The sequence below is a fragment of the Novosphingobium resinovorum genome (assembly GCF_001742225.1).
In the GTDB taxonomy this organism is placed as follows: domain Bacteria; phylum Pseudomonadota; class Alphaproteobacteria; order Sphingomonadales; family Sphingomonadaceae; genus Novosphingobium; species Novosphingobium resinovorum_A.
The window spans coordinates 2852414-2877313 of the sequence record NZ_CP017075.1; the positions used below are offsets into that span (position 1 = coordinate 2852414).

Sequence of the window (24900 nt, forward strand, 5' to 3'; positions counted from 1 at the left end):
AAGCGGGAGGGCCAGCGAGACTTAGGCCGCAGGCCTTAGTCGCAGCGGGGTGGGCACCCCGCCCGCACCTCAATTCTTCGGAAACAGTGCCAGCAACGCGCCCAGCCGGTCATGCACCTCGCGCGCTTGCGCCGGGTCGCTGTGGCCGATGCGCACGACCGTCAGCAGTTGCCCGGGCGAGCCGATCACGAACTGCCCGTAATCCCCAAGGCACGCGAAGACGTCCTTCTCCGCCGCACCGGGCCAAAGGCGGGCGCCGTCGCTCGCCTCCCCGCGATTGAGCCAGACGCCCGCACCGTAGCCGGGCTCGCGCGGGCTTGGTTCCAGCATGAACTGCATCCAGCGGCGCGGCAGGATCTGCGCGCCGCCGACCGAGCCGGTGTGGCGGATGAACTCGCCCAGATTGCCCCAGTCGCGCGCGGTCATGGCGATCATGCCCGAGCCGATCATCGTACCCGCCCGGTCGTACCCGACGATCGCCGAGCCCAGCCCGATCGGCTGCAGCACGCGGTTGCGTAAGTAGTCGCTCACCGCCGCCCGCCGCCGCAGCGCATCGTGATCGGGCGAGAGTACGCGTGCGGCGAGGTCCGAAAGGATCACCGCGCTGGCCGAGGAATGCACGAAAATCTTGCCCGCCGGGGCCTCGAGCGGCTGCGCCTCGGCGTAGGAGGCCATGTCGTCGCGGCCATCGAGGAACAGCATGCGCATGCGGTCCGATTCGTCCTCGATTCGGCCGGTTCCGGCGCTGGTCGTCTCGACGTGGCGCAGGCCCGAGCGCATCTGCAGGAGCTGGCGTAAGGTGATGACGCCGCGCGGGTCGCCGGGTCGCTGCCATTCAGGCACAGGCGCCGATTCGTTGAGGCGCAGGCGGCCGTCGCTGACCAGTTGGCCGATCATCAGCGCGGTCACGCACTGGCCAGCCGACCAGCCGGGAAGGCGCGAATCGGGCTTAACGCCCTCGCCGTAGCGCTCGACCACGACCGAGCCGCGCTTGAGAATGACGAGGGCGTCGGTTTTGCCCACCGCCTCGTCGTCGAACAGGCGGTCGATGGTCCGCCCCAGCGATTCGCGCGGGGCGCCGCCAGCATCCTTGATCGCGGCGAGCGATTCGGTGCTCGGCGGCGGCGGTCCTTCGGGCGCGCCGGAGCCGCAGCCCCACAGGGCTGGCAGCATCAGCATCGCGGCGATAAGGGGGGGACGGCGCACCGACATGGCGCGCCGGTCATGTGCGAGGCGTTTGAGAATGGCAACATCCGGGCAACCCGGACCGGGGGACAAGGCCGCAGGCGGGGCCTACCCGACGCGGCAGCCCTCGCGGTGGAAGCGCAACGTGATCCTGCTCGTGCTGCTGGCCGCCGTACTGGGGCTCGGCTGGATGTGGCGCGGCTTGCGTGAGGAAGCGCTGGTCGGCGCCGCCTATGGCGCACGGATCGGCTGCGTCTGCCGGTTCGTATCGCAGCGCCCGATGGACTTGTGCGAGGGCGATCTCAAGGTGGCGGGACTCGCGGGCGCCGGGCGCTGGGTGTCGCTGTCGGAGGATGCCGATACGCGCACGGTCAGGGCCTCGGTGCCGCTGCTGGCGAAGCAGAGCGCGGATTTCGATCCCGCGCGCGGGTGCCGGCTGGAGCCGTGGCAGGATTGACCACCCTTTCGTCATTGCGAGCGCAGCGAAGCAATCCAGGGCAGTTTCACACCGCGCTGGATTGCTTCGCTATGCTCGCAATGACGAGGGTTAAGCCGCGCTTTCGGTCGAATCGATCCAGCCGCCGCCGATCACCCGCTCCCCGGCGTAGATAACCGCCGCCTGCCCCGGCGCAACGCCGTATTCGGGCACAGCGAAGCGGATCGTCGTGTCCGCGCCCTCGCCCAGCGGGCCGTCGAGCACGATCGGCACCGGCTTGGCCAGCGAGCGGACCTTGGCGGTCAGCGGTGCATCGGGAATCGGGCCGATGCGATTGGTCTCCACCAGCCGTGCCGAGGCGGTCGCCAGCAGGCGGCGCGGGCCGACGCGGACCTGCCGGGTTTCCGCCTCTATGCCGGTGACGTAGAGCGGCTCGGGCTGGCCGCCGATCTCGAGGCCCCGGCGCTGGCCCACGGTGTAGTGGATGACGCCGCGATGGCTGCCGAGCACCGCGCCGGTCTCGGCATGGACGATCTCGCCCGGTGCCTCGCCCTCGGGACGGACCGCGCGGACGATCTTGGCGTAGTCGCCATCGGGCACGAAGCAGATGTCCTGGCTGTCGGGCTTGGCCGCGACGCGCAGGCCCGCCGCTTCGGCCAGACGGCGCGTCTCGGTCTTGGGCAGGCCGCCGAGGGGAAAGCGCAGGAAATCCAGCTGCTTCTCGGTGGTGCCGTAAAGGAAGTAGCTCTGGTCGCGCGCTGGATCGAGGGCGCGGTGCAGTTCCGAACCCGCCGCGCCCATCACCCGGCGCACGTAGTGGCCGGTGGCGAGGCAGTCCGCCCCCAGTTCGCGCGCCATCGTCAGCAGGTCGGTGAACTTCGGCCCCATGTTGCAGCGGATGCAGGGGATCGGCGTGCGCCCGGCGAGGTAGTCGTCGGCGAATCGCTCGACCACTTCCTCGCGGAAGGCGCTCTCGTGGTCGAAGACGTAGTGGGCGATGCCGAGGCGGTCGGCGACGGCGCGCGCGTCGCGAATGTCGTCGCCCGCGCAGCACGCACCCTTGCGGCCGGTCGCGGCACCGTAGTCGTAGAGCTGCAGCGTCACGCCGATGACTTCCGCCCCGCTCGCGGCGGCAAGAGCGGCGACGACCGAACTGTCCACGCCCCCTGACATGGCCACGACGATGCGGCGGGCGGACAGAGGCTCGGCAAGTTGGAACAGTTCGGCGGGGTCGAGCCCGGAAAGAAGATCGGAAAACGCGGTCATGGTGGGGGCGCACATACAGCCAAGCGCGCCGGATTCCTATCCTCCGCCTTTTTCGCTCCCTTTCCCATCGTGAAGAAAGGGTAAAAAGGGCTTTTACGATCCCTTGACCACCTGCGGGTTATAGGGCCTGCATCATGAACGTCGCACCACATCACATGACCCCCGAGACAGGGGACGCTCCGGGTCGCACCGCAGGGATACCTGCGGTTCCGGGCTGCGACGGGCTTTCCGAAGGGCACCTCCCCGCCGATCCCGCAATGATCGACTGGCAGGCGCTGCGCTCCCGCCTCTTCGCCACGCACGACCGGCTCGGTGTGCTGGGAGAGGACGCGGCAGCCACGCGGCTTCGGCTGCGCGGCAGCTTCGACGGGTGCGCCGCCTCGGCCCTTAATGCTTACGAAGAATGCTCAAGAAACGTTAACCTTGATGCTTCAAGCAATGGCAAGCCCGTTGGACGCAAGGATTCTCCAGTCGCCGATGTGAACGATAGCGGCGAACGAGGGTAAAGATGATCGAGAACCAGAAAATCCGTCCGGCACAGGTGATCGGCCCGCTCGGCGAGCCGCTGACGGTTGCCGACCTCCCCCCCCCAAACACCACGCGCTGGGTCGTGCGCCGCAAGGCCGAAGTCGTCGCCGCCGTCAACGGCGGCCTGCTGACGATCGACGAAGTCTGCGAGCGCTATTGCCTCACGCTCGAGGAATTCGCCTCGTGGCAGCGCGCCGTCGATCGTTCGGGCATGCAGGGCCTGCGTGTGACACGAATCCAACACTATCGCGATCTCTACGAGCGCCAGCAGAAGTTCTGAGCACCCTCTAACTTCGTCAACCAAGTCCAAAGGCGGCCGTGGAGCATCTTCACGGTCGCCTTTTCACGTTCCGACGCAATAAAACGCATTTACCTGGCCAGACTGGCGCAATGAAGTCGTTCGTCGATGCCTGTCGACGTGAAACCCGGTTCGCGTTGCCACCCTGTTCCCGCGAGTATATGAATCCAGCGGTTTAAGCCATATCGGCAGCCCCGCCTGAATACAGGCACAAGGGCGGACGATGCGGCGGGAGAGCACGCCGCCCGGGGGCGCGTGCATGCGTGCGGTGAACAGATGAACTACGATGGCAAGATTGAAGCCGGCCCCTCTCAGGTCGGCGGGCAGGCAGACGAACCTCACGTCTTCGACGCGACGGGAACGTCGCTCGACAGGGACGATGCCCTGGACCGTCGCTCGCGCCGGGTGATCGTACTCGTCATCGTCACCGTCGTGCTGCTGGCGGCCGCGCTGTGGTTCGTGCTCCACAAGGGCGACGCGGCCGATGCCGCCGGAGCCGATACCACCCAGGTTCCCGTCGTCTCGGTCGTCGTGCCGGGCCGCTCCAGCGTTGCCGGCGAAATCACCGGCACCGGATCGCTCGCTGCACGCCGCGCGATGCCGGTGGGCTCGGTCGGCGAAGGCGGCGAAGTGCGCGAAGTTCGCGTGGACGCGGGCGACTGGGTCGAAAAGGGCCAGGTCCTCGCTGTGATCGACCGTTCGGTGCAGGTCCAGTCCGCGGCCAGCCAGTCCGCGCAAATCCGCGTGGCAGATGCCGATGCCCGGCTCGCACAAGCCAACCTCGATCGCGGCCTCAAGCTCGTCGATCGCGGCTTCATCTCCAAGGCGGACATCGACCAGCTGACCGCGACCCGCGATGCCGCAGTCGCCCGCGTCGGCGTGGCGCGCGCCACGCTCGGCCAGTTGCAGGCGCAGAATGCGCGGCTCAACATCGTCGCCCCCGCATCCGGCCTCGTGCTCGCACGCAACGTCGAGGTCGGCCAGGTGGTGAGCGGCGGCAGCGGCGTGCTGTTCAACCTTGCCCGCGACGGCGAGATGGAACTGCTGGCGCTTCTTTCGGAGGACGACCTTGCCAAGCTGCACGTCGGCGTCGCCGCCAACGTCACGCCGGTCGGCTCGGGCAGGAGCTTTGCCGGGCAGGTCTGGCAGCTCGCGCCCACCATCGACAACACCACCCGCCAGGGCACCGCGCGCATCGCGCTCAAGTACGACCCGGCGCTGCGTCCAGGCGGCTTCGCCACCGCCGTGATCGAAAGCGGCACGGTCGTCGCTCCGATGCTGCCCGAATCCGCGATCCAGAACGATGCCAAGGGCGCGTTCGTCTACGTCGTCGGCAAGGACGACCGCGTCCACCGGCAGGCGGTGAAGACCGGCCTCGTCACCGCGACGGGCATCACCGTCACCTCGGGTCTCAATGGCAACGAGAAGATCGTGATGCGCGCGGGCGGCTTCCTCAACGACGGGGACAAGGTCAAGCCGCGCCCCTCGACTGCAGCCAAGTAACGGGCGAGCCGAACCCATGCGCAACATCTCGGCCTGGTCGATCCGCAACCCGATCATCCCGATCGTCTTCTTCATCGGCCTGATGATCGCCGGCATCGTCTCGTTCAACCGAATGGACGTGAACAACATGCCGGACGTCGAGTTTCCGGGAGTCCACATCGGCGTCTCGCAGCCCGGCGCCGCCCCGACCGAGATCGAGACACAGATCACCCAGATCGTCGAAGGCTCGGTCCGCTCGATCCCCGGCGTCGAGGAAATCCAGTCGACCGCCTCGGAAGGCCGCTCGACCACGCTGGTGTTCTTCTCCGTCGGCACCAACGTCGACGTCGCGACCCAGCAGGTGAAGAACGCGGTCGACCAGGTGCGCGGCCAGTTGCCCGACGGCATCCTCGAACCGCAGGTCCAGAAGATCGAAGCGGGCGGTGGCGGCTCGCTCGCCTACTTCGCTGTGCGCGCCGACGACATGACGATCGAGCAGCTCAGCTGGTTCGTCGACGACACCATCGCCAAGACCCTGCTCGGGGTCGAGGGGATGGCGACCGTCAGCCGCGACGGCGGCGTCAACCGCGAGATCCGCGTCGTCGTCGATCCCCAGCGCATGCAGGCGCTGGGCGTCAGCGCCGAGGCGCTCAACAACGTGCTGCGCCAGGTCAACGTCGATGCCGCGGGCGGTCAGGCGGAGATCGCCGGATCGCGCCAGTCCGTGCGCGTGCTGGGCAATGCCCAGACCGCCTACGACCTCTCGCAGAAGCGCATCAACCTCGGCAACGGTCGTTCGGTGAAGCTCACCGACGTCGCCAGCGTCCATGACGGCTTCTCCGAGCAGACCGACATCGCCCGCGTCAACGGCCGCGAGGTCGTCACTTTCGGGTTCGAGCGCGCGCGCGGCGCCTCCGACGTCGCCGTCTACGACGCGGCGATGGAGAAGCTGAAGGAAATCCAGAAGTCCCACCCCGACATCCACCTGACCCGCCTGTTCTCGCAGGTGGACTACACGCGCGGCCAGTACACCTCCTCGATGGAGGCGCTGGTCGAAGGCGCGGTGCTGGCCATCGTCATCGTCTTCCTGTTCCTCCGCGACTGGCGCGCGACGATGATCTCGGCGCTGGCGATCCCGCTTTCGGCGATCCCGACCTTCTGGTTCATGGACCTGCTGGGCTTCACGCTGAACTTCCTCTCGCTCCTCGCGCTCAGCCTTGTCGCGGGTGTGCTGGTCGACGACGCCATCGTCGAGATCGAGAACATCGTGCGCCACATGCGCATGGGCAAGAGCGCCTACCAGGCCTCGATCGACGCCGCCGACGAGATCGGCCTCGCGGTCGTCGCGACCACCTTCTCGATCGTCGCGGTGTTCCTGCCGGTAGGCCTGATGCCGGGCATTCCGGGGCAGTTCTTCAAGGCGTTCGGCCTGACCGTCGTGGTCGCGGTGCTGATGAGCCTTGCGGTTGCGCGCGTGATCACGCCGATGGTCGCGGCCTACTTCCTCAAGGCGCACGGCCATGCCGAGCACGGCGGCGGCAAGGCGATGGACGTCTACATGAAGATCCTCGCGTGGACGCTCGACAGCACCGAGGCGCATCGCCGCAAGGCCGCGCTGGTGCGCCAGCCCTTCCACCCCGCCTACGCCGTAGTTGCCACGATCGCGTTCATCCTGCTGATCGCCGCCGGGCTCGCCGCATCCGGACTGCTGTTCACGACCCTGCAGACCGGCATCACCAAGATCGGCCTCAAGGGCGCCGCCTTCGTGATCGCCGCAATCCTCTCCCCGCTCGCCATTCCCGTGGCGATCTGGCTGCTCGGCAAGCTATTCCGCTTGCTCGCCGGCGCGATGGGCGCACTCGGCCGCTGGTATCGCTATTACACCGACCGTGTGATCGCGCGGATGCACGACCACCGCTTCTACGCCTTCTGCGCCTCGGTCTACGCGCTCGTCGTCACGTTCGCGCTGCTCGCCGGCCTGCCGCAGCAGTTCCAGCCCAGCACCAACAATGACACCAGCGAGGTCAAGATCGAACTGGTGCCCGGCACTACGCTCGAACAGTCCGAGTTAATCGGCGGCCGCGTCTCGCGCCTGCTTGAAAAGCAGCCCGAGGTCGAGCGCGTGCTGCAGTTCGCGGGCGAAGGTTCCGGCACGCTCTACATCGCCCTCAAGCCCGCCAAGGAGCGCGAGGCGACCAGCATCGAATTCGAGCGCCGCATGGCCCCGCAACTGCAGGACGTCGCCGATGCGCGCGTCAGCTTCGCCTCGCAGTCGGGCGGGTTCGGTTCGGGCCGCGACTTGTCGATCATGCTGTCGGGCAGCGATTCCGAACTGCTCAACAAGACCGCGCAGACCCTCGTGGAGCAGATGCGCGCGATCCCCGGCGTCGTTGCCCCGCGCATCGCCGCCGACCTGCAGCGCCCCGAACTGCTGATCGTGCCGCGCCCCGACCTTGCCGCGCAGCTTGGCGTTACGACGTCCGCTCTCAGCCAGACGATCCGCATCGCAACGCTGGGCGAGATCGACCAGAATGCCGCCAAGTTCTCGCTGAGCGACCGCCAGGTGCCGATCCGCGTGATCCTCGACCGCACCTCGCGCCGCGATTTCTCGACGATCGAGAACCTGCCGGTCTCCACCGTCAGCGGCGGCACCGTGCCCCTGAAGCGCGTCGCGGAAATCCGCTTCGGCGCCGGCCCCACGCAGATCCAGCGCTACAACCAGTCGCGCCGTATCTTCGTCGGCGCCGACCTCGGCGAAGGGCAGGTCAAGGGGCCGATCATGACGCAGATCCAGAACCTGCCGATCATGAAGAACCTGCCGATGGGCGTCTCCAACGCCCCCGTCGGCGAGGACAAGTGGCAGGCGGAGATGATCACCAACTTCGTCACCGCCGTCATCTCGGGCATCTTCCTGGTCTTCGCGGTGCTGGTGCTGCTCTACAAGCGCTTCGTCTCGCCGCTGGTGAACATGGCCTCGCTACTGCTGGCGCCGCTGGGCGGCATGCTGGCGCTGACCGTCGCCGGGCAGCCGATCTCGATGCCGGTCTACATCGGCATCCTGATGCTGCTGGGCATCGTCGCCAAGAACTCCATCCTGCTGATCGACTTCGCGATCGAGGAGATGAGCAAGGGCGTCGACAAGCTCACCGCCATCATGGACGCCGGGCACAAGCGCGCCCAGCCGATCGTCATGACCACCGTGGCGATGACCGCGGGCATGGTGCCGACCGCGCTGTCGATCTCGGGCGACGGCGCGTTCCGTGCGCCGATGGGCGTGACGGTGATCGGCGGACTTCTGCTCTCCACCCTGCTCACGCTGGTGATCGTGCCTGCAGCCTTCAGCCTCGCCGATGGTTTCGAGAAGCGGGTCGGGCCGAAGCTGCGCAAGTCGCTGCTGACCTATGACCCCGATCAGCACCACGCCGGGACGCCCACTCACGCGCACCCGGCCGAGTAAGGAAGGGGCCAGCTTGCTGCCATTGGGCCGCCGGAATGCAGGTATACCGCTGACGGGCATCGCCATCGATCGAGGCCGCCGGATGCGCCTGTTCGCGACCGGGCTGCTGCTGGCGATGGGTGTCGCCTTCGTCGTGCTCCACAAGGTTGCAGGCACGCACCCGGCATGGGGGTACGCCATCGCTTTCACCGAGGCCGCGATGGTCGGCGGCCTCGCGGACTGGTTCGCGGTAACCGCGCTGTTCCGCCGCCCGCTCGGCCTGCCGATCCCGCACACGGCGATCATTCCGGAGAACAAGGACCGCATCGCCGATTCGATGGCGACGTTCCTGCGCGAGAACTTCCTCACCCCGCAAGTCGTCGCGCGGCGCGTGAACGCCTTCAACTTCGCGGCCGCCGCCGGCACTTTCCTTGCTGACCCGGGACGCGGCGGCCAATCGCGCATCCGCGCGGGCGCGGCGAACCTGATCGCCGACGTGCTCGAATCACTCGATCCCGAACGGCTCGGCAACCAGGTCCGGTCGGGCCTCGCACGCCAGCTGGAGCGGGTGGAAGTCGGCCCCCTGCTCGGCCAGATGCTCAGCGCGATGATCGCCGACCGTCGCCACCTGCCGCTCGTCGAAGGTGCAGTGCGCTGGGTGGGCGAGGCTCTGGAGGCGAACGAGGAGATGGTACGCGCCATGATCCGCGAGCGCGCCCACAGCCTGCTGCGCCTGACCGGCCTCGACACCCGCATCGCCAATTCGGTGCTCGACGGCCTTTACAAGCTGCTCGCCGAGATGATCGTCCAGCCCGACCATCCGCTGAAGCTCAAGGTCGAGCAGATGCTGGAAAGCCTCGCCGACCGCCTCGTCAACGATCCGGAAACACGCGAGCGGGTGGAAAACGCCAAGCGCGAACTGATCGCCAATCCCGCCGTCGGCCAGTGGTGGCAGTCGGTCTGGGAACGCCTGCGCCGCAAGCTGATCGACGCCGCCCGCAATCCCGACGCGGCGCTGGCGGGGCAACTGACGACCATGCTCGGCGAACTGGGCACCGCACTGCAGGGCGATCCGCGCCTGCAGGCCCAGATCAACCGCTTCGCGCGCCGCACGCTGGTGGGCGTCACCGCGCGCTATGGCGAGGAGATCGTCGGCCTCGTCTCGGGCACCGTGAAGCGCTGGGACGCCCGCACGATCAGCAACCGCCTCGAAGGCGCAGTCGGCCGCGACCTGCAGTTCATCCGCATCAACGGCACGCTGGTGGGTGGCTTGTTCGGCCTATGCATCCATGCGATCGATCGGCTGCTATGACCGATGGACCACTGCTGACAACCGACCGTTTCGACTTGTGGCGCCCGGTGGCGAGCGACCTGCCCCAGCTCTGTGCCCTGATCGACGACGAGGAAACCCGCCGCTACCTCGGCCCTGCTTCAGCCGAACGGCAGCCGCAGTTCGACCGCCTGATGCGGAATGCGGGGTCGTGGATGCTCTATGGCTACGGCACCTTCATGGTGCGTCCGCATGGCGCAGACAGCATCATCGCTGCATGCGGTGTCTTCCATTCGTGGCGTGGCTTCGGCCACGATGTCGGCATGGACGACGTTCCCGAGGCGGGCTGGATCGTCCGCCGCGACTGGTGGGGCAAGCGCGTGGCGGGTGAAGTGATGGAGGCCGTGCTCGGCTGGTTCGATCCAGCACATGGTCCAAAACGCATCGCCTGCATGATCGAGGAGGGCAATGCGGCGTCGGAACGCGTCGCGGCAGCCCTCGGCTTCGCGCGCTACGGCGCGCATGTCAGCGACGATACGATGCTCATGCTGTTCGAGCGCTTGCCTGGCGGCCGCTGAGTGCGGCGTCAGTTAACGTATACGATACTGCCTGAAAAGAACGAGGCGACAGGCTGGCTGTTGCTATCAAGCGCAGGCTCGAATCTGGCCATGCCGATTACTATTTCGCAAACTTTAGTATTGAAGTTGGCATTCCTGAAGGCGTTTACCGTTTCGCACTGCGTCGGTTGTCCGGCCTTGTCCACCATGACGCGCAAGTTCAGGCGCCCATCCTTGCCCTGATATTCGAGTTCAGACGGGAAACCCTTGAGTATCTCGGAGATCCATTTTTTGTCTGCCACTTTAGGGCGACGCGTAAGCTCGGCCTGCTCGGCTGGGTCAAGGCCCCAATTCCGCACCAGCGCGTCGGTGCAAGTCCGCAGCGCGGAAAGCACCGGAAGAACACTGCCGGTGTCGAGAACGAATGTCTGATGCGACGTCGCCAGACTGATCCGATCGACCGTGGCCTCGAAATCAGAATCCGGCATCGGCTCGGCTGCGAAGCCCCCCACCTGCCGGTGCTTCCTGGTAGCCAATGCACTCGAAAACAGAACCGCGGGACCGTATGCGCCCGCGCGTGCGTTGTGATGCAGACTGGGAAACGAAAGCTCGTGGAGGCCATAGGCGATTCCGAATTGCGGCGCCTGCTGCAGCCGTGCAGCGATCTCGCCTGCAACGGTAACTTCGAAATCGCGACCGGGGCCGTATGTCCTCATGCTCAGCAAAACCGGTCTTTTACTGGTACCGAAGCGTCGAACCATGACGCAACTCGTCTTTTGGTAATCTACCAACCATTGCGAAATCGCGGGCAACGTCGTGATTTTGGGTTTGGCGTGGCAGCAGGTTCCGACGGTCAACCCGCAGAGCATCGCAAGAAGAGCCCAAAAATTCCGATGCCTCATGATTGCAACGTCCCCCGACCATGCACATCGTGCAGGCACTGACATCCACACGATACCCAGCAAATAACCCCCGGATTTGCATCCGAGGGTTAAGCATTTGTGACAGACGGGGATTCTCAGATTTCAAAGCTTGCCGGTAAGCTCCGGCACGGCAGTGAAGAGATCCGCCACGAGGCCCACGTCGGCCACCTGGAAGATCGGGGCATCCTCGTCCTTGTTGATGGCGATGATGGTCTTGGAGTCCTTCATGCCCGCAAGGTGCTGGATCGCGCCCGAGATACCGACCGCGATGTAGACTTCCGGTGCCACGATCTTGCCAGTCTGGCCGACCTGGTAGTCGTTGGGCACGTAGCCCGCATCGACCGCAGCGCGCGAAGCGCCGACGGCGGCGCCCAGCTTGTCGGCGAGCGGCATGATGGTGGCCTCGAAGGTTTCCGAGTCCTTCAGCGCGCGGCCGCCCGAGACGATGATCTTGGCGCTGGTCAGCTCCGGACGCTCCGACTTGGCGATTTCCGCGCCCACGAAGCTGGAGAGGCCCGCATCACCGGCGCCCGTCACGTCCTCGACCACGCCCGAGCCGCCAGTGGCCTCGGCCTTGGCGAAGGCAGTGCCGCGCACGGTGATGACGAGCTTCGGATCGCTCGATTCGACGGTGGCGATGGCGTTGCCCGCGTAGATCGGACGGGTGAAGGTCTTCTCGCCCTCGACCGAGAGGATGTCCGAGATCTGCGCGACGTCGAGCAGCGCGGCAACGCGCGGGGCGACGTTCTTGCCGGTGGTGGTGGCCGGCGCGACGAAGGCGTCGTGGTGACCCATCAGGTCCACGATCAGCGGCGCGATGTTCTCGGCCAGCGCGTGCTCGTAGGCCGCGTCGTCGGCGAAGTGAACCTTGCCCACGCCAGCGATCTGCGCAGCGGCGTCAGCCACGGCGCGCGCGCCGGAACCGGCGACGAGGAGATGGACTTCACCCAGCTTGGCAGCAGCGGTGACGGCGGAGAGGGTAGCGTCCTTGACGGAGGCGTTGTCGTGTTCGACCCAAACGAGCGTCTTCATTATGCGACTCCCAGTTCCTTGAGCTTGGCGACGAGGCCGTCGACGTCGGCAACCTTGATACCGGCCGAACGGACGGGCGGCTCGGAGACCTTGAGGGTCTTGAGACGCGGCGCAATGTCCACGCCGTAGTCGGCGGGCGACTTCACATCGAGCTGCTTCTTCTTCGCCTTCATGATGTTGGGCAGCGAAGCGTAGCGCGGCTCGTTGAGGCGCAGGTCGGTGGTGACGATGGCGGGGAGCGACAGCTTCACCGTCTCGAGGCCGCCATCGACTTCGCGGGTCACGGAGACCGAGTCGCCGGCAACATCGACCTTCGAGGCGAAGGTGCCCTGCGGACGGCCGGTCAGCGCGGCGAGCATCTGGCCGGTCTGGTTCGAATCGTCGTCGATCGCCTGCTTGCCGAGGATCACGAGGCCGGGGTTCTCTTCGGCCACGATGGCCTTGAGGATCTTGGCCACGGCCAGCGGTTCGACTTCAGCGTCGGTCTCGATCAGGATCGCGCGGTCGGCGCCCATGGCGAGCGCGGTACGCAGGGTTTCCTGCGCCTTTGCCGGCCCGACCGAGACGGCGATGATCTCTTCGGCCTTGCCCGCTTCCTTGAGGCGGATGGCTTCCTCGACGGCGATCTCGTCGAAGGGGTTCATGCTCATCTTGACGTTGGCAAGGTCAACGCCCGTGCCGTCGGCCTTGACCCGCGGCTTCACGTTGTAATCGATGACCCGCTTAACGGGCACGATGATCTTCATTGCGATCTGTCCTCTCACTGCTGGGACGGCAAATTTAACCGCACGATTAAATTCTGGTGCGAGCTATCGCGTTCCTCTGCCTCGACGTCAAGCCTCGCTAAAGCGCTAAGAGCTTGCGACGGGAAAAGAGAAACTTCGCGCAACGCATACATGCAGAAACGGCGGGGGTCGCGAAACCCCCGCCGTCTCAATATTCGCTATATGATCGTGCGCATGATGCGCATCACCGAAAGGATCAGGCGACGGCCTGGACTTCGGCGACGATCTTCTTGGCGGCATCGCCCAGGTCGTTGGCGGGGACGATCGCGAGGCCCGAGTTGGCCAGGATGTCCTTGCCCTGCTGGACGTTGGTGCCTTCGAGGCGGACGACGAGCGGAACCTGCAGGTTCACTTCCTTCGCCGCGGCAACGATGCCCTCGGCGATGATGTCGCACTTCATGATGCCGCCGAAGATGTTCACGAGGATACCCTTCACGGCGGGGTCCGCGAGAATGATCTTGAACGCCGCGGTCACCTTCTCCTTGTTGGCGCCGCCGCCGACGTCGAGGAAGTTGGCCGGGAACATGCCGTTCAGCTTGATGATGTCCATCGTCGCCATGGCGAGGCCGGCGCCGTTGACCATGCAGCCGATGTCGCCGTCGAGCTTGATGTAAGCCAAGTCGTACTTCGAGGCTTCGATCTCGGCCGGGTCTTCCTCGGTCTCGTCGCGCAGGGCGAAGATGTCGGGGTGACGGGCGAGAGCGTTCGAATCGAAGCTCATCTTGGTGTCGAGGACGAGCAGCTCGCCGCCCTTCGATTCGACCAGCGGGTTGATCTCGACCATGTCGCAGTCCATCGCGATGAACGCGGTGTAGAGCTGCTTGGCGAGCTTCTGGGCCTGCTTGTTGAGGTCACCCGACAGCTTCAGCGCGAAAGCGACGGCGCGGCCATGGTGCGCCTGGAAGCCTTCGGCCGGATCGATGGTGATCGTGGTGATCTTCTCGGGCGTGTTGTGGGCGACTTCCTCGATGTCCATGCCGCCTTCGGTCGACACGATCATGGCGACGCGGCCGGTCTTGCGGTCCACGAGCATCGACAGGTAGTATTCCTTATCGATGTCGACGCCGTCGGTCACGTAGAGACGGTTGACCTGCTTGCCCGCTTCACCGGTCTGGATGGTGACGAGGGTGTTGCCGAGCATTTCCTTGGCGAAAGCCTCGACTTCCTCGATCGACTTGGCAAGACGCACGCCGCCCTTGGCGTCAGCGGGGAGTTCCTTGAACTTGCCCTTGCCGCGGCCGCCTGCGTGGATCTGCGCCTTGACGACGTAGAGCGGTCCGGGAAGCTGCTTGGCAGCGGCGACTGCCTCTTCGACGGTGAGGGCGGCGATGCCGGCGGGAATGCCCACGCCATACTTCGCGAGGAGTTCCTTGCCCTGATATTCGTGAATGTTCATCGCTCAAATCGCTTTCTGCTGGAGGTTCCCGGGGAAGGCGCCGTAGCCATATGTTCGGCGTCCGCCTAAGCACATCCCGGCGCCCTTGAAAAGGCCCGGCGCCTGCGCAAATGCATAGCCACGTCGAATTTCATCGACCTTATTTGATATCAGTTCTCAATAGCAATTGATGCGGGAGCGCGCCCGATGATCGACAGAAAGCGACTCGAAGCCATCGTCCGGGAGGCCGGACGCATCGCCCTTGCCGGATGGCCAGGCGATGGGCACGCGCTCGAATCGTGGGAAAAGACGCCGGGAAGCCCGGTCTGCACCGCCGATCTCGCGGTCGATGCCTACCTCAAGCGCGAACTGCGCGCATTGCTGCCTGCGGCAGGATGGCTTTCGGAAGAGACGGCCGACACGCAGGATCGGCAGGACCATGAACTGGTCTGGCTGGTCGATCCGATCGACGGCACCCGAGACTACATTCATGGTCGCAAGGGCTGGGCGATCTCGGTGGCGCTGGTGAACACCCGCCGCCCGCTGCTGGGCTACCTCTTCGCCCCCGTGCGCAACCGTGAGGATGGCGGCGAGTTCTGGTCGGCCGAGGCGGGTAAAGGGGCATGGCTGAACGGCGTCCGGCTCTCCGCAAGCAGCCGCGAAGTACTGGCCGGATCGCGCGTCCCGGCGCACAAGCTGGCGCTCGAAGATGCCGACCTCACTCTCGTCGAGCAGCCCAATTCGATCGCCCTGCGCATGGCGATGATCGCATCCGGCGAGGCCGATCTTCTGGCGACGCTGCGCTGGGGCTACGAGTGGGACATTGCCGCCGCCGGACTGATCGCGCGCGAAGCAGGGGCGGCCGTAACCGATGCCTTCGGCCAGCCGCTCAATTACAACAAGCGCGATCCGCGCGCGTTCGGCGTGCTGGTTTCGTCCAACGGTATCCATGCTGCCGCTGTCGAGCGACTTGCCGACCGCGCACGTCGCTATTCGGCCTGATCGGACGGTAGCGGCCCCGCCTCAATTCCCTTCCGCCCCCTCACCCTCGGCGTCGCTGGGCATTTCCGTGCCCATGTCCTCACCTTTCCAGGACGGCTCCTTTTCCATCCGCTCGATCAGATTGTGAGCGAAGGCGCTCATGCCGCCGCCGTGGGGATTGTTCGCTACAGGCCCCAGCACGATCCGGGCTTCCGGGGAACGGCCTAGACGCAGCAGCGTGGTCCCGAGCGTCATGCGCAGGCCAAGGTCGAAGGGTGCCAGTTCCACCGCCCGGATCAATCCGTCAACCGCCAGCTGCGGCGGCTGCATGCCCTGCTCAACGAAGCTGCGGTAGAAGTAGATCAGCGGTAGCGGGTGGTCGTTCTCCAGCCGGTTGAGCGCGATGAAAGGCGCCCGCGCGGTCTTGTAGGCCGCCGCGCGCTCCTTGTCGTCGCCCTTGCTATCCTCGGCCTCGCGGAACAGCGCATAGCCCTTCTGTACATAGGCATTGACCTGCGAGGGATCACGCCTGATCGCGGTATCGGCGGCGGCGACGGCCTCCTTGTCGTGCCCGGCGTCATATTCGCACTCAGCCAGCGCGGCGAGCACCGCTGCATCATCGGGATACTTCGCCGCGATCGCCCGCGCCTCGACCAGCAGCGTCGCTGCCTCCTCGCTCGACACGCCGCGCCGCGAGCGGATGCGCACCGGCATGATCTCCGCCTCCCCCGCCGAGAGCGTGCGCAGCGACACAGGGCCGATCGTCAGCAGTTCCGGCTTGAGCGTCAGCGCCGTCATCCTCCGCTGCTTCAGATAGTGGTCGAGATCCTTTTCCAGCTTGTCGAAGTCTCCGAACGCCTCCAGCGCCGCCGCCCGCTGCCCTCGGCCCTTCGCGAGCAGGTCCGTATAGCGGGTGAACTGCCCTTTGCGGTCCGCCCCGAAGGTCAGGTAGTGATAGAGTAGCCAGCTCTTGCCGTAGAAGGCGTCGTAGCTGGTGTGCTTGCGCTTGTCGTAATCGGTGGGATCGAGCAGGTCTGCCGCCTTGACGTCCTGCGCATAAAGCAGTTCCCCCGCGCGATGATTGGCGGGACGGCCCAGCCAGAGCCCGCCGTCCGCCTCGAACTTGGCCGAAGCGAAGAACTCCGCCGACCCTTCGCTCAGCCAGCGCGGCATGGCCGAGACGTTGCTGGAAATCAGGAAATGGTGCGCATATTCGTGAAGCAGCACGATCATCGACCAGGTCACCGGCCCGCTGCCGCTCTGCACCGCAGGCACGATCGCCAGCGAGCCCCCCGCCCTCGGCACGTAGAAGCCGCCGACGAACTTGTTGTCGCCGCCATGAAGTTCACGCACCTCGCGAGTGTTCTTCACGACATAGACCGTGACGCGGTTCGACGGACTGGGCTTGGCGACCTTGGTGGCGAGAACGAAGGCCATCCCCGCGTGATACCGCTCGAGCTGCTGCGCAAAGCGGGTGATGTCCTTGTCGGAATCGTTGGCGTAGATGACGAAGTGTTCGCTCGACGCCTCGGTCCAGGCCGCCTGGGCTGGCGCTGCCGAGAGCCACGCAGCCAGCGCCGCCATCACAATCCTGAAACGCATCAAGTCCCCCCGAACCCAGTTCGCGGGCAGACTACGCCGATATTGCGGCGTTTCAAGTTACTCTATGGAAATCACGTGGTTACGAAGAAGGGGCCGGTGCGGTTTCCCGCACCGGCCCCTTCCCCGATCCCGCTTCCTGCGGAAGCTCTTACTTCGCCGAGTTGGCGTCGTCGGTGGTGACCGGCGTGATCTTGATCTCGACACGGCGGTTGAGGGCACGGCCCTCGGGCGTGTTGTTGTCCGCGACCGGGTAGTTCATGCCCATGCCCTGCGTCTGGATGCGCGAGGACGAGACGCCCCGGCTGATCAGGTAGCGCGCAACCGAATCGGCACGGCGCTTCGACAGGTCCATGTTGTAGGCGGCCGAGCCGGTCGAATCGGTGTGGCCGTAGACGTCGACGAGGCTGTTCGGATACTGCACCATCGACTGCGCGACCTTGTCGAGCGAGGTCTGGAACGAAGGGCTGACGACGGTGGAATTCACCGCGAACGTCACGTCCGGCAGGTTCACCAGAATGCCGTCGCCCTGCTGGGTGACGTCGATGCCCGAACCGGCGGTCTGTTCCTTCAGCTCCTTGATCTGCTTGTCCATCTGGTAGCCAACGACGCCGCCCGCGACGCCGCCGATACCGGCACCAACGATGCGCGCGGTCTTGCCGCCAATGACGCTGCCCAGCAGATAGCCAAGGCCCGCGCCGCCGGCACCGCCGATCGCCGTGCGCGAAACCTTGCGCTCACCGGTGTTCGGGTCGGTGACGCAGGCGGAAACCGAAACCAGCGCGAAGACCGCGGCGGCCGAAGTGATCAGGCGCGACTTTTTCATCTCTTGGGTGTCCCTTCCTCTTGATGTGCCCTTATACCGGACATCTGTGCGGTAGTGAACATGAACGGCGAATGGCTTGTGCGCCCTTCAACACACAGCATTGCATGCGGTTCCCACCCACAAGGCAGATTGCAAAGCGTTGCGGCGCAACACAGGTTCTTCGCGCGGCGCACAATCTCTGCTAGCGGTGGAAGCACTGTGACACCCTTTCCCTGGACCGACGTCCTCATCATCATCGGGCTGATTCTGCTGAACGGCCTGTTCTCGATGTCCGAACTGGCCATCGTCTCCGCGCGCACGCCGCGCCTCAAGATGTCCGCCGACAAGGGCAGCCGGGCCGCCCTGACCGCGATGGAACTGGCAGCCGACCCGGGCCGCTTCCTCTCCACCGTGCAGATCGGCATCACCCTGATCGGCATCATCGCGGGCGCTTATTCGGGCGCGAGTCTCGGCCAGCCGGTCGGCGATCGCCTCGCCACGCTCGGCGTGCCGGTCCGTTTCGCAGGCGAGCTGGGTTTCGCGCTGGTGATCATTGCCACGACATACGCCAGCGTCGTCGTCGGCGAACTGGTGCCCAAGCAACTGGCCCTGCGCATGGCCGAGCCGGTCGCGCTGGTCATGGCCCGCCCGATGAGCATCCTGGCGACGGCGATGGGTCCGTTCGTCTGGCTGCTCGACAAGTCCTCGGGCCTGATCCTGCGCCTGTTCTCGATCCGCAGCGGCGATACCGAGCGTCTCACCGCCGAGGAACTCCACATGATCTTCGCCGAGGCCACCCGCACCGGCGTTATCGAGGAGGAGGAGCGCGCGATGATGACCGGCGTGATGCGTCTCGCCGAGCGTCCCGTCCGCGAACTGATGACCCCGCGCAACCAGATCGACTGGATCGACGCCGACGCCGACGAGACCCAGCTGCGCGCCAAGATCGCCGCCTCGCCGCACTCGCTGCTGCCGGTGGTGGCGGGCGAAGGCGCACCAGACAACGTGGTCGGCATCCTCAAGGTCAAGGAAGTGCTCGCCGCGCTGGTCGAGGGCCGGACGGTCGAGGTCCGCGCGATGATGCGCAAGGCCGAGGTCATCCCCGACCAGCTCGACGCCATGGATGCCCTGCGCAAGCTGCAGACCGCCGAAGTGTCGATGGCTGTGGTCCACGACGAATACGGCCACCTCGAAGGCGTGGTGACCCCCTCCGACGTTCTCGCGGCGCTGGCGGGCAACTTCGTCTCGCACCAGGACGAGGGCGACGAGCCCATGGTGACCGAGCGCGAGGACGGATCGCTGCTGGTTTCCGGCGCCATGCCTGCCGATTCGCTGGCCGATCGCCTCGGCATCACGCTGCCCGAGGACCGTGATTTCGCGACCCTCGCAGGGCTGGTGCTCCACGTACTGCGCAAGGTCCCACGCGAGGGCGAGCACTTCACCGATCAGGGCTGGCGTTTCGAAGTCATCGACATGGACGGGCTCAAGATCGACAAGCTCCTCGTCAGCAGCGTCGAGGATGAGGACGACGGCGTCACCGGCGACGGCTGACAAGCCTGCTGGCGGGCTAGGCCATGATTGAGAGGGCACGCGGGGCGACCCGCGTGCCCCTTTTCATGCGCAGAAAGAATTAGGGCGGGCATCGCAAAACAAACCCCGTCATCCCAGCGAAGGCTGGGGCCGCTGGCCGCGCAAAGCCCGACCCTCGACCGGACGCTTTGACGATAGCTAAACCTTGAAGCGTCATTGCGAGCGCAGCGAAGCAATGACGAAGGGTGGGGCAATCGCTCTGGCAGTAACAGGCCAGCGGTCCCAGCCTTCGCTGGGATGACGGGGTTGCGCCTTGCCGATACGAAAAAGGCCGGACTTTCGCCCGGCCCTTCTCGTTACGTTCCAGCGCAAAGATCAACCGCCCACGGCAGTCTGCGCGTCACGCCCGTCGCCTTCCGGCGCGGCGAGGATCGCGCGGGTCAGCTGACCCTTGGCGACCGTGTAGGTCTGCGGATCCCCCACCGTCGAGCGGATGGACGGCTCGGCGGTGCCGGCCAGGCTGAGCGCCGACTTCTCGATGTCGCTGCGGGCCTGCGGGCCGCCGAACAGCGCATCGAGCGTCTGCTGCTGCACCGAATCGTCGGTCGGGCGAGGCTGGCCCTGCTTCGGCGGGCTCAGCGAGAAGTCGGGCGGCACCACCAGCGGGGTCTGGCGCTGCACGGCGAACTCGTCGGGGCGAGCACGGTTGAACAGGCCGGTGCTGCCGCAAGCGGACAGCATGACCGCGCCCGTCGCGACGAGGAGGAGGGCAGCGGTTTTCTTCATGCGCATCAAATTCAACTCGCGTTTAATCTGCAATCGGGGCGGGTTGCGCCTCTGTCTCGGGCTTGTCGCGCGAAAACAGGGAACGGGCAAGGATAATCAGGACGCCGATGGTGATGGCGGCGTCCGCAAGATTGAAGATCAGGAAGGGCCGCCATGCTCCGAAATGCAGGTCGGCATAGTCGATGACATAGCCGACGCCGAAACGGTCGCGGATGTTTCCGGCCGCCCCGCCCAGCACCATGCCGAGCGCCGCGATCTCCGGCAGCTTGCGCTCGCGCAGCAGCCAGACGAACACGAAGGCCGCGATCGCGCCGGTCATGGCGACCAGCGCCCAGCGGCCCTCGGGCGAACCCGCAGTGAACAGGCCCAGCGAGACACCGAAGTTCTGCGTCCACGTCAGGTTGAAGAACGGCAGGACATAGACCTGCCCGATCCGGTCGAGATCGATGCCTTCGGTGATCCAGCCCTTGATGCCCTGGTCGATCGCATAGACGACCACGGCGACCAGCAGGCCGATCGCGCGCTTCATCCAGGGGTTCATTCCACCGGCTCCACGACGTCGTCGCAGCGGTCGCACAGCGCGCCGTCCTCGGTCACTTCCGGGAGATGCCGCCAGCAGCGGCCGCACTTGTGGTCGGTGGAGGGGGTGACGGTCACCTCCTCGCCCTGCCCGCGCGTGACTGTCCCGGTGATGAACAGCTCGGCGAGATCAGCTTCCGAGAAGTCCCCGACGGGTAGCACGGCATCACCCAACTCGACCTTCGCTTGAAGGCCAGAGCCAATTACCTTTTCACGACGTAGCGGTTCAATCTGCTCTGTCACCTTGGCTCGAGCAACTCGCAAGCGATCCCACTTCCGCTCAAGATCGTGAGCACCGTCAAGATCAGGATTGTCCCCGGGTTCGTGATCCACTGCCGGAACTTCCGGCCATTCGAGCAGGTGAACGCTGTCGCCGTCCGGATAGCGCGATCCCCAGGTCTCCTCGGCGGTGAACACGATCACCGGCGCGGCGTAGCGGATCAGCGCGTGGAACAGCGTGTCCAGCACCGTGCGGTAGGCGCGGCGCTTGGGGTCCGTCGGCGCGTCGCAGTAGAGGCAGTCCTTGCGGATATCGAAGAAGAACGCCGAGAGGTCCTCGTTGCAGAAATCGAGCAGCGAGCGGACGTAGGTGTTGAAGTCGAAGGCATCGATCGCCCCGCGCAGCGTCGCGTCGAGTTTGCCCAGCAGCGCAAGCACGTAGCGCTCCAGTTCGGGCATCTCCGACACGGGAAGGCGCTCCGCCTCGTCGAAGCCGTCCAGTGCGCCCAGCAGGTAGCGCAGGGTGTTGCGCAGCTTGCGGTACTGGTCGGCGACGCCCTTGAGGATTTCGTCGCCGATGCGGTGGTCCTCGGTGAAGTCCACCGAGAGCGCCCAGAGACGGATGATGTCGGCGCCGTTGGTCTCCATGACCTTGAGCGGGCTGATCGTGTTGCCCAGCGACTTGGACATCTTCATGCCCTTGGCGTCCATCGTGAAGCCGTGGGTCAGCACCGCCTTGTACGGCGCATGGCCGCGCGTGGCGCAGCTTTCCAGCAGCGAGGACTGGAACCAGCCGCGATGCTGGTCGGAGCCTTCGAGATAGAGATCCGCCTTCGGGCCGGTATAGCCTTCGGGGCGCAGCAGATCGGGCCAACGGCCTGATTCCAGAACGAAAGCGTGCGTGGAGCCGGAATCGAACCAGACGTCGAGAATGTCGGCGACACGCTCGTAATCGTCGGCGTTGTAGCCGTTGCCGAGCAGGTCCTGCGCGGCTTCGTCCGACCAGCCATCGACTCCCTTCGCCAGGATCGCGGCGCGGATACGCTCGTTGACGGCGGGATCGACGAGGTATTCGCCGGTCTTGCGATGCACGAACAGCGTGATCGGCACGCCCCATGCGCGCTGGCGCGAGAGCACCCAGTCGGGGCGCCCCTCGACCATCGCGCCGATGCGGTTGCGGCCCTTGTCGGGAACGAAGCGGGTTTCGGCGATGGCCTGCAGCGCCGCCTGACGAAGCGTCGGCGCGTCCATCAGGTTTTCCTCGGCGGGATCGATCGCCCCGCCCTCGTTCTCCCAGCGCTTGTCGGCCGGGGTCTTGGGCGAGATATGCGTCATCGCCTTGTCCATCGGCACGAACCACTGCGGGGTGCAGCGGTAGATCACCTTGGCCTTGGAACGCCACGAGTGCGGGTAGGAATGCTTGTAATCCGCCGAAGCCGCCAGCAGGCCGCCCGCTTCGCGCAGGTCAGAGCAGATCGGGCCGTCGGGGGCGTTGAACTTCGGATTGATGACCGAGCCCTGCCCGGCCAGCCACAGCCAGTCCTCGCGGTACTTGCCGTCGGCCTCGACCACGAACTTGGGGTTGATGCCGTTGGCCTTGCACAGATCGAAGTCGTCCTCGCCATGGTCGGGCGCCATGTGGACGAGGCCGGTGCCGCTCTCGGTGGTGACGAAATCACCCGCCAGTAGCGGACGCGGTTCGACGAAGAACCCGCCGAGCGCGTGCATCGGGTGACGGGCGATGGTGCCGGCGAGGTCGGAGCCTTTGATGGTTGCCAAGAACTCCGGCAGTTCCGCAACTGGATTGCCATCAACGCCAATACGGTTGCCATCTTCGTCGAGACCAGCGCCGATAGGACGCTGACCTAGCTGCCAGCGGACCATCGCCGATGCAAACAAATCAGCTGCAATTAGAAATTTGCGCCCCGACAGTGCGAATAGCCGATACTCAACCTCCGGCCCGTAAGCCAAAGCCTGGTTCACCGGGATCGTCCACGGCGTCGTCGTCCAGATCACGGCATGGGCGCCGACCAGTTCGGGCACCTTGGATTCGACGATCTCGAACGCCACGTCGATCTGGGTCGAGGTGATGTCCTCGTACTCCACCTCGGCTTCGGCAAGGGCGGTCTTCTCCACCGGCGACCACATCACCGGCTTGGCGCCGCGATAGAGCATGCCGTTCTCGGCGAACTTGAGCAGTTCGCCGACGATGGTCGCCTCGGCCTGGAAGTCCATCGTCAGGTACGGGTTGTCCCAGTCGCCGTTGATGCCGAGGCGCTTGAGCTGCTCGCGCTGCACGTTCACCCAGTTCTGGGCATAGGCGCGGCATTCGGCGCGGAATTCCTCCGCCGGAACCTCGTCCTTGTTCTTCTTTTTCTTGCGGTACTCTTCCTCGACCTTCCACTCGATCGGCAGGCCGTGGCAGTCCCAGCCGGGAACGTAAGGCGCGTCCTTGCCCAGCAGGGTCTGGGTGCGGACGACCATGTCCTTGAGGATGTGGTTCAGCGCGTGGCCGATGTGCATGTCGCCGTTGGCATAAGGCGGGCCGTCATGCAGCACGAACTTGTCGCGGCCGCGGCGGGCGTCACGGGTCTTCTCGTAAATCTTTTCCGACTGCCAGCGCGTAAGAATGCCTGGCTCCTTCTGGGGGAGTCCGGCCTTCATCGGGAAATCGGTCTTCGGCAGGAAGACGGTGCTACGATAGTCGCGCTGTTCGGTCATGATCGCGGGGCACTAGAACAAATGCGCGATCGTTGGAAGTAGGCGTCGTCCCGGACTTGATCCGGGACCTCTGGCCATGAACAGCCGACCTCACGGGCGCGGCACCCTGCGCGACAACGCTCGCCTAAAGACCGCCAGCGGTCCCGGATCAAGTCCGGGACGACGTCAGGATAGCCCCGCCAGCAATTCGCGCGCCTTCACGCAGTCCCGGTCCATCTGCTCGATCAGCGCGTCGAGCGAATCGAACTTCGCCTCGGGCCGCAGGAAATGGTGGAACGCCACCTCGATCTCCTGTCCGTAGAGGTCACCTGCGAAGTCGAAGAAGTGCGGCTCCAGCAGTTCCTTGGGCGGGTCGAACGTCGGGCGGATGCCGATGTTCGCCGCACCGTGGACCACGCGGCCGTCCGGCATGCGCCCGGTCACCGCATAGATGCCGTAAAGCGGGCGCAGGTAGTTCGCCATGTCGAGGTTGGCGGTGGGAAAGCCGATGGTGCGGCCCAGCTTGTCGCCATGCTGCACCCGGCCCCGGATCGAGAACGGCCGCGTCAGCAGGCGTGCGGCCAGTTGGCAGTCGCCGGACTTGAGCGCCTCGCGGATGCGGCTCGACGAGACGGTGCCGCCCGCGTCGCTGACCGGGCCGACGGTACGGCCTTCAAGCCCGTGCGCCGCGCCGACCTCTCGCAGCAATTGCGGATTGCCACCCTTGGCGCGGCCGAACGTGAAATCCTCGCCGGTGACGACGCCGACCGCGCCCATGTGACGCACCAGCATCTCCTCGATCCACTGCACGGCGGGCATCGCCGCCATCGCCGAATCGAAGTGCAGCACCAGCATCGCATCCGCGCCGGCGGCCGCGAACAGTTCCTGCCGCTGCTCCAGAGTCGTCAGACGGAAGGGCTCGGCATCAGGCTTGAAGTGGCGGACGGGGTGCGGGTCGAAGGTGGCGACGATGGCCGGGCGGCCCTGCGCCTTCGCCCAGCCGATCGCCTCTCCCACCACCGCCTGGTGGCCCTGGTGGAACCCGTCGAAGTTACCCAGCGCCAGCACGGCACCGCGCAGGGATTCGGGAACGGGTTGGCGGTTGTCGAGGCGAATCATGGGCGTCTC

21 protein-coding genes are annotated in these 24900 nt (G+C 65.8%); 9 read left to right on the forward strand and 12 right to left on the reverse strand.

Annotation, left to right across the window (positions count from 1 at the left end; genetic code table 11):
* Window positions 1-69: 69 nt before the first annotated feature.
* Window positions 70-1212 carry a serine hydrolase domain-containing protein gene (locus BES08_RS13335; RefSeq protein ID WP_008829375.1) on the reverse strand — a complete coding sequence of 381 codons (1143 nt, stop codon included), beginning with the start codon at window positions 1210-1212 and terminating at the stop codon, window positions 70-72.
* Window positions 1213-1243: 31 nt separating this feature from the next.
* Between BES08_RS13335 and BES08_RS13340 the strand changes: the two genes are divergently transcribed.
* A complete protein-coding gene (locus BES08_RS13340; RefSeq protein WP_008829374.1) occupies window positions 1244-1642 on the forward strand; it encodes a hypothetical protein in 399 nt (132 codons plus the stop codon).
* 90 nt (window positions 1643-1732) lie between these two features.
* Here the strand turns inward: BES08_RS13340 and mnmA are convergent, their stop codons facing one another.
* Window positions 1733-2887, reverse strand: coding sequence for a tRNA 2-thiouridine(34) synthase MnmA (gene mnmA, locus BES08_RS13345; protein ID WP_069708587.1), 1155 nt, complete (start codon window positions 2885-2887; stop codon window positions 1733-1735).
* A gap of 257 nt (window positions 2888-3144) precedes the next feature.
* On the opposite strand from mnmA, the gene BES08_RS13350 reads away from it, so the two are divergent.
* From BES08_RS13350 to BES08_RS13375, 6 genes are all read left to right on the forward strand, one after another.
* Window positions 3145-3393, forward strand: a complete 249-nt coding sequence (locus BES08_RS13350) for a hypothetical protein (RefSeq protein WP_069708588.1) — start codon at window positions 3145-3147, stop codon at window positions 3391-3393.
* A gap of 2 nt (window positions 3394-3395) precedes the next feature.
* A complete protein-coding gene (sciP, locus tag BES08_RS13355; protein WP_008829371.1) occupies window positions 3396-3695 on the forward strand; it encodes a CtrA inhibitor SciP in 300 nt (99 codons plus the stop codon).
* Window positions 3696-3989: 294 nt separating this feature from the next.
* Entirely contained in the window at window positions 3990-5216 is a 1227-nt protein-coding gene (locus tag BES08_RS13360) for an efflux RND transporter periplasmic adaptor subunit (protein WP_069708589.1), read from the forward strand.
* 16 nt (window positions 5217-5232) lie between these two features.
* Window positions 5233-8652: an efflux RND transporter permease subunit gene (locus BES08_RS13365; protein ID WP_069708590.1), complete on the forward strand. Its 3420-nt coding sequence runs from the start codon at window positions 5233-5235 to the stop codon at window positions 8650-8652.
* 82 nt (window positions 8653-8734) lie between these two features.
* Complete coding sequence (locus BES08_RS13370) at window positions 8735-9943, forward strand: DUF445 domain-containing protein (protein WP_069708591.1); 1209 nt, start codon at window positions 8735-8737, stop codon at window positions 9941-9943.
* Entirely contained in the window at window positions 9940-10479 is a 540-nt protein-coding gene (locus BES08_RS13375) for a GNAT family N-acetyltransferase (RefSeq protein ID WP_069708592.1), read from the forward strand. The genes BES08_RS13370 and BES08_RS13375 overlap by 4 nt, the downstream gene beginning before the upstream one ends.
* Window positions 10480-10487: 8 nt before the next feature.
* Here the strand turns inward: BES08_RS13375 and BES08_RS13380 are convergent, their stop codons facing one another.
* From BES08_RS13380 to sucC, 4 genes are all read right to left on the reverse strand, one after another.
* Window positions 10488-11219, reverse strand: coding sequence for an energy transducer TonB (locus BES08_RS13380; RefSeq protein WP_197524378.1), 732 nt, complete (start codon window positions 11217-11219; stop codon window positions 10488-10490).
* A gap of 264 nt (window positions 11220-11483) precedes the next feature.
* The gene (locus BES08_RS13385) at window positions 11484-12413 is read right to left on the reverse strand and encodes an electron transfer flavoprotein subunit alpha/FixB family protein (RefSeq protein WP_069708594.1); all 930 of its coding nucleotides are present in this window, start codon (window positions 12411-12413) and stop codon (window positions 11484-11486) included.
* A complete protein-coding gene (locus BES08_RS13390; protein WP_069708595.1) occupies window positions 12413-13159 on the reverse strand; it encodes an electron transfer flavoprotein subunit beta/FixA family protein in 747 nt (248 codons plus the stop codon). The genes BES08_RS13385 and BES08_RS13390 overlap by 1 nt, the downstream gene beginning before the upstream one ends.
* Window positions 13160-13394: 235 nt before the next feature.
* Window positions 13395-14594, reverse strand: coding sequence for an ADP-forming succinate--CoA ligase subunit beta (gene sucC, locus BES08_RS13395; RefSeq protein ID WP_008829363.1), 1200 nt, complete (start codon window positions 14592-14594; stop codon window positions 13395-13397).
* Between the two features lie 186 nt (window positions 14595-14780).
* Between sucC and BES08_RS13400 the strand changes: the two genes are divergently transcribed.
* The gene (locus BES08_RS13400) at window positions 14781-15575 is read left to right on the forward strand and encodes a 3'(2'),5'-bisphosphate nucleotidase CysQ (RefSeq protein ID WP_069708596.1); all 795 of its coding nucleotides are present in this window, start codon (window positions 14781-14783) and stop codon (window positions 15573-15575) included.
* A gap of 21 nt (window positions 15576-15596) precedes the next feature.
* Here BES08_RS13400 and BES08_RS13405 read toward each other — a convergent pair whose 3' ends face one another.
* Both BES08_RS13405 and BES08_RS13410 read right to left on the reverse strand, forming a co-directional pair.
* On the reverse strand, window positions 15597-17156 hold the full coding sequence (locus BES08_RS13405; RefSeq protein ID WP_231958011.1) for a DUF1570 domain-containing protein: 1560 nt from the start codon (window positions 17154-17156) through the stop codon (window positions 15597-15599).
* A 148-nt stretch (window positions 17157-17304) separates the two neighbouring features.
* Window positions 17305-17979, reverse strand: coding sequence for a YiaD family glycine zipper/OmpA-like lipoprotein (locus BES08_RS13410; protein WP_069708598.1), 675 nt, complete (start codon window positions 17977-17979; stop codon window positions 17305-17307).
* Between the two features lie 198 nt (window positions 17980-18177).
* Between BES08_RS13410 and BES08_RS13415 the strand changes: the two genes are divergently transcribed.
* Window positions 18178-19509, forward strand: a complete 1332-nt coding sequence (locus BES08_RS13415; protein WP_069708599.1) for a hemolysin family protein — start codon at window positions 18178-18180, stop codon at window positions 19507-19509.
* A 354-nt stretch (window positions 19510-19863) separates the two neighbouring features.
* Here BES08_RS13415 and BES08_RS13420 read toward each other — a convergent pair whose 3' ends face one another.
* From BES08_RS13420 to BES08_RS13435, 4 genes are all read right to left on the reverse strand, one after another.
* Window positions 19864-20280 carry a DUF3035 domain-containing protein gene (locus tag BES08_RS13420; RefSeq protein WP_008832503.1) on the reverse strand — a complete coding sequence of 139 codons (417 nt, stop codon included), beginning with the start codon at window positions 20278-20280 and terminating at the stop codon, window positions 19864-19866.
* Window positions 20281-20296: 16 nt separating this feature from the next.
* Complete coding sequence (lspA, locus tag BES08_RS13425) at window positions 20297-20815, reverse strand: signal peptidase II (RefSeq protein ID WP_051586831.1); 519 nt, start codon at window positions 20813-20815, stop codon at window positions 20297-20299.
* On the reverse strand, window positions 20812-23793 hold the full coding sequence (locus tag BES08_RS13430; RefSeq protein WP_069708600.1) for an isoleucine--tRNA ligase: 2982 nt from the start codon (window positions 23791-23793) through the stop codon (window positions 20812-20814). Before BES08_RS13430 ends, lspA begins: the two co-directional genes overlap by 4 nt.
* 165 nt (window positions 23794-23958) lie before the next feature.
* On the reverse strand, window positions 23959-24891 hold the full coding sequence (locus BES08_RS13435) for a bifunctional riboflavin kinase/FAD synthetase (RefSeq protein WP_197524379.1): 933 nt from the start codon (window positions 24889-24891) through the stop codon (window positions 23959-23961).
* Window positions 24892-24900: the final 9 nt, after the last annotated feature.

What these genes read in the sequence shown, in the direction of transcription:
- BES08_RS13385 (WP_069708594.1), bottom strand. Translation starts at nt 12,413, where the DNA reads ATGAAGACGCTCGTTTGGGTCGAACACGACAACGCCTCCGTCAAGGAC.
- BES08_RS13375 (WP_069708592.1), top strand. Translation starts at nt 9,940, where the DNA reads ATGACCGATGGACCACTGCTGACAACCGACCGTTTCGACTTGTGGCGC.
- BES08_RS13365 (WP_069708590.1), top strand. Translation starts at nt 5,233, where the DNA reads ATGCGCAACATCTCGGCCTGGTCGATCCGCAACCCGATCATCCCGATC.
- BES08_RS13410 (WP_069708598.1), bottom strand. Translation starts at nt 17,979, where the DNA reads ATGAAAAAGTCGCGCCTGATCACTTCGGCCGCCGCGGTCTTCGCGCTG.
- BES08_RS13405 (WP_231958011.1), bottom strand. Translation starts at nt 17,156, where the DNA reads ATGCGTTTCAGGATTGTGATGGCGGCGCTGGCTGCGTGGCTCTCGGCA.
- sucC (WP_008829363.1), bottom strand. Translation starts at nt 14,594, where the DNA reads ATGAACATTCACGAATATCAGGGCAAGGAACTCCTCGCGAAGTATGGC.
- BES08_RS13435 (WP_197524379.1), bottom strand. Translation starts at nt 24,891, where the DNA reads ATGATTCGCCTCGACAACCGCCAACCCGTTCCCGAATCCCTGCGCGGT.
- sciP (WP_008829371.1), top strand. Translation starts at nt 3,396, where the DNA reads ATGATCGAGAACCAGAAAATCCGTCCGGCACAGGTGATCGGCCCGCTC.
- BES08_RS13430 (WP_069708600.1), bottom strand. Translation starts at nt 23,793, where the DNA reads ATGACCGAACAGCGCGACTATCGTAGCACCGTCTTCCTGCCGAAGACC.
- lspA (WP_051586831.1), bottom strand. Translation starts at nt 20,815, where the DNA reads ATGAACCCCTGGATGAAGCGCGCGATCGGCCTGCTGGTCGCCGTGGTC.
- BES08_RS13360 (WP_069708589.1), top strand. Translation starts at nt 3,990, where the DNA reads ATGAACTACGATGGCAAGATTGAAGCCGGCCCCTCTCAGGTCGGCGGG.
- BES08_RS13380 (WP_197524378.1), bottom strand. Translation starts at nt 11,219, where the DNA reads ATGGTTCGACGCTTCGGTACCAGTAAAAGACCGGTTTTGCTGAGCATG.
- BES08_RS13350 (WP_069708588.1), top strand. Translation starts at nt 3,145, where the DNA reads ATGATCGACTGGCAGGCGCTGCGCTCCCGCCTCTTCGCCACGCACGAC.
- BES08_RS13370 (WP_069708591.1), top strand. Translation starts at nt 8,735, where the DNA reads ATGCGCCTGTTCGCGACCGGGCTGCTGCTGGCGATGGGTGTCGCCTTC.
- BES08_RS13390 (WP_069708595.1), bottom strand. Translation starts at nt 13,159, where the DNA reads ATGAAGATCATCGTGCCCGTTAAGCGGGTCATCGATTACAACGTGAAG.
- BES08_RS13400 (WP_069708596.1), top strand. Translation starts at nt 14,781, where the DNA reads ATGATCGACAGAAAGCGACTCGAAGCCATCGTCCGGGAGGCCGGACGC.
- BES08_RS13420 (WP_008832503.1), bottom strand. Translation starts at nt 20,280, where the DNA reads ATGCGCATGAAGAAAACCGCTGCCCTCCTCCTCGTCGCGACGGGCGCG.
- mnmA (WP_069708587.1), bottom strand. Translation starts at nt 2,887, where the DNA reads ATGACCGCGTTTTCCGATCTTCTTTCCGGGCTCGACCCCGCCGAACTG.
- BES08_RS13335 (WP_008829375.1), bottom strand. Translation starts at nt 1,212, where the DNA reads ATGTCGGTGCGCCGTCCCCCCCTTATCGCCGCGATGCTGATGCTGCCA.
- BES08_RS13340 (WP_008829374.1), top strand. Translation starts at nt 1,244, where the DNA reads ATGGCAACATCCGGGCAACCCGGACCGGGGGACAAGGCCGCAGGCGGG.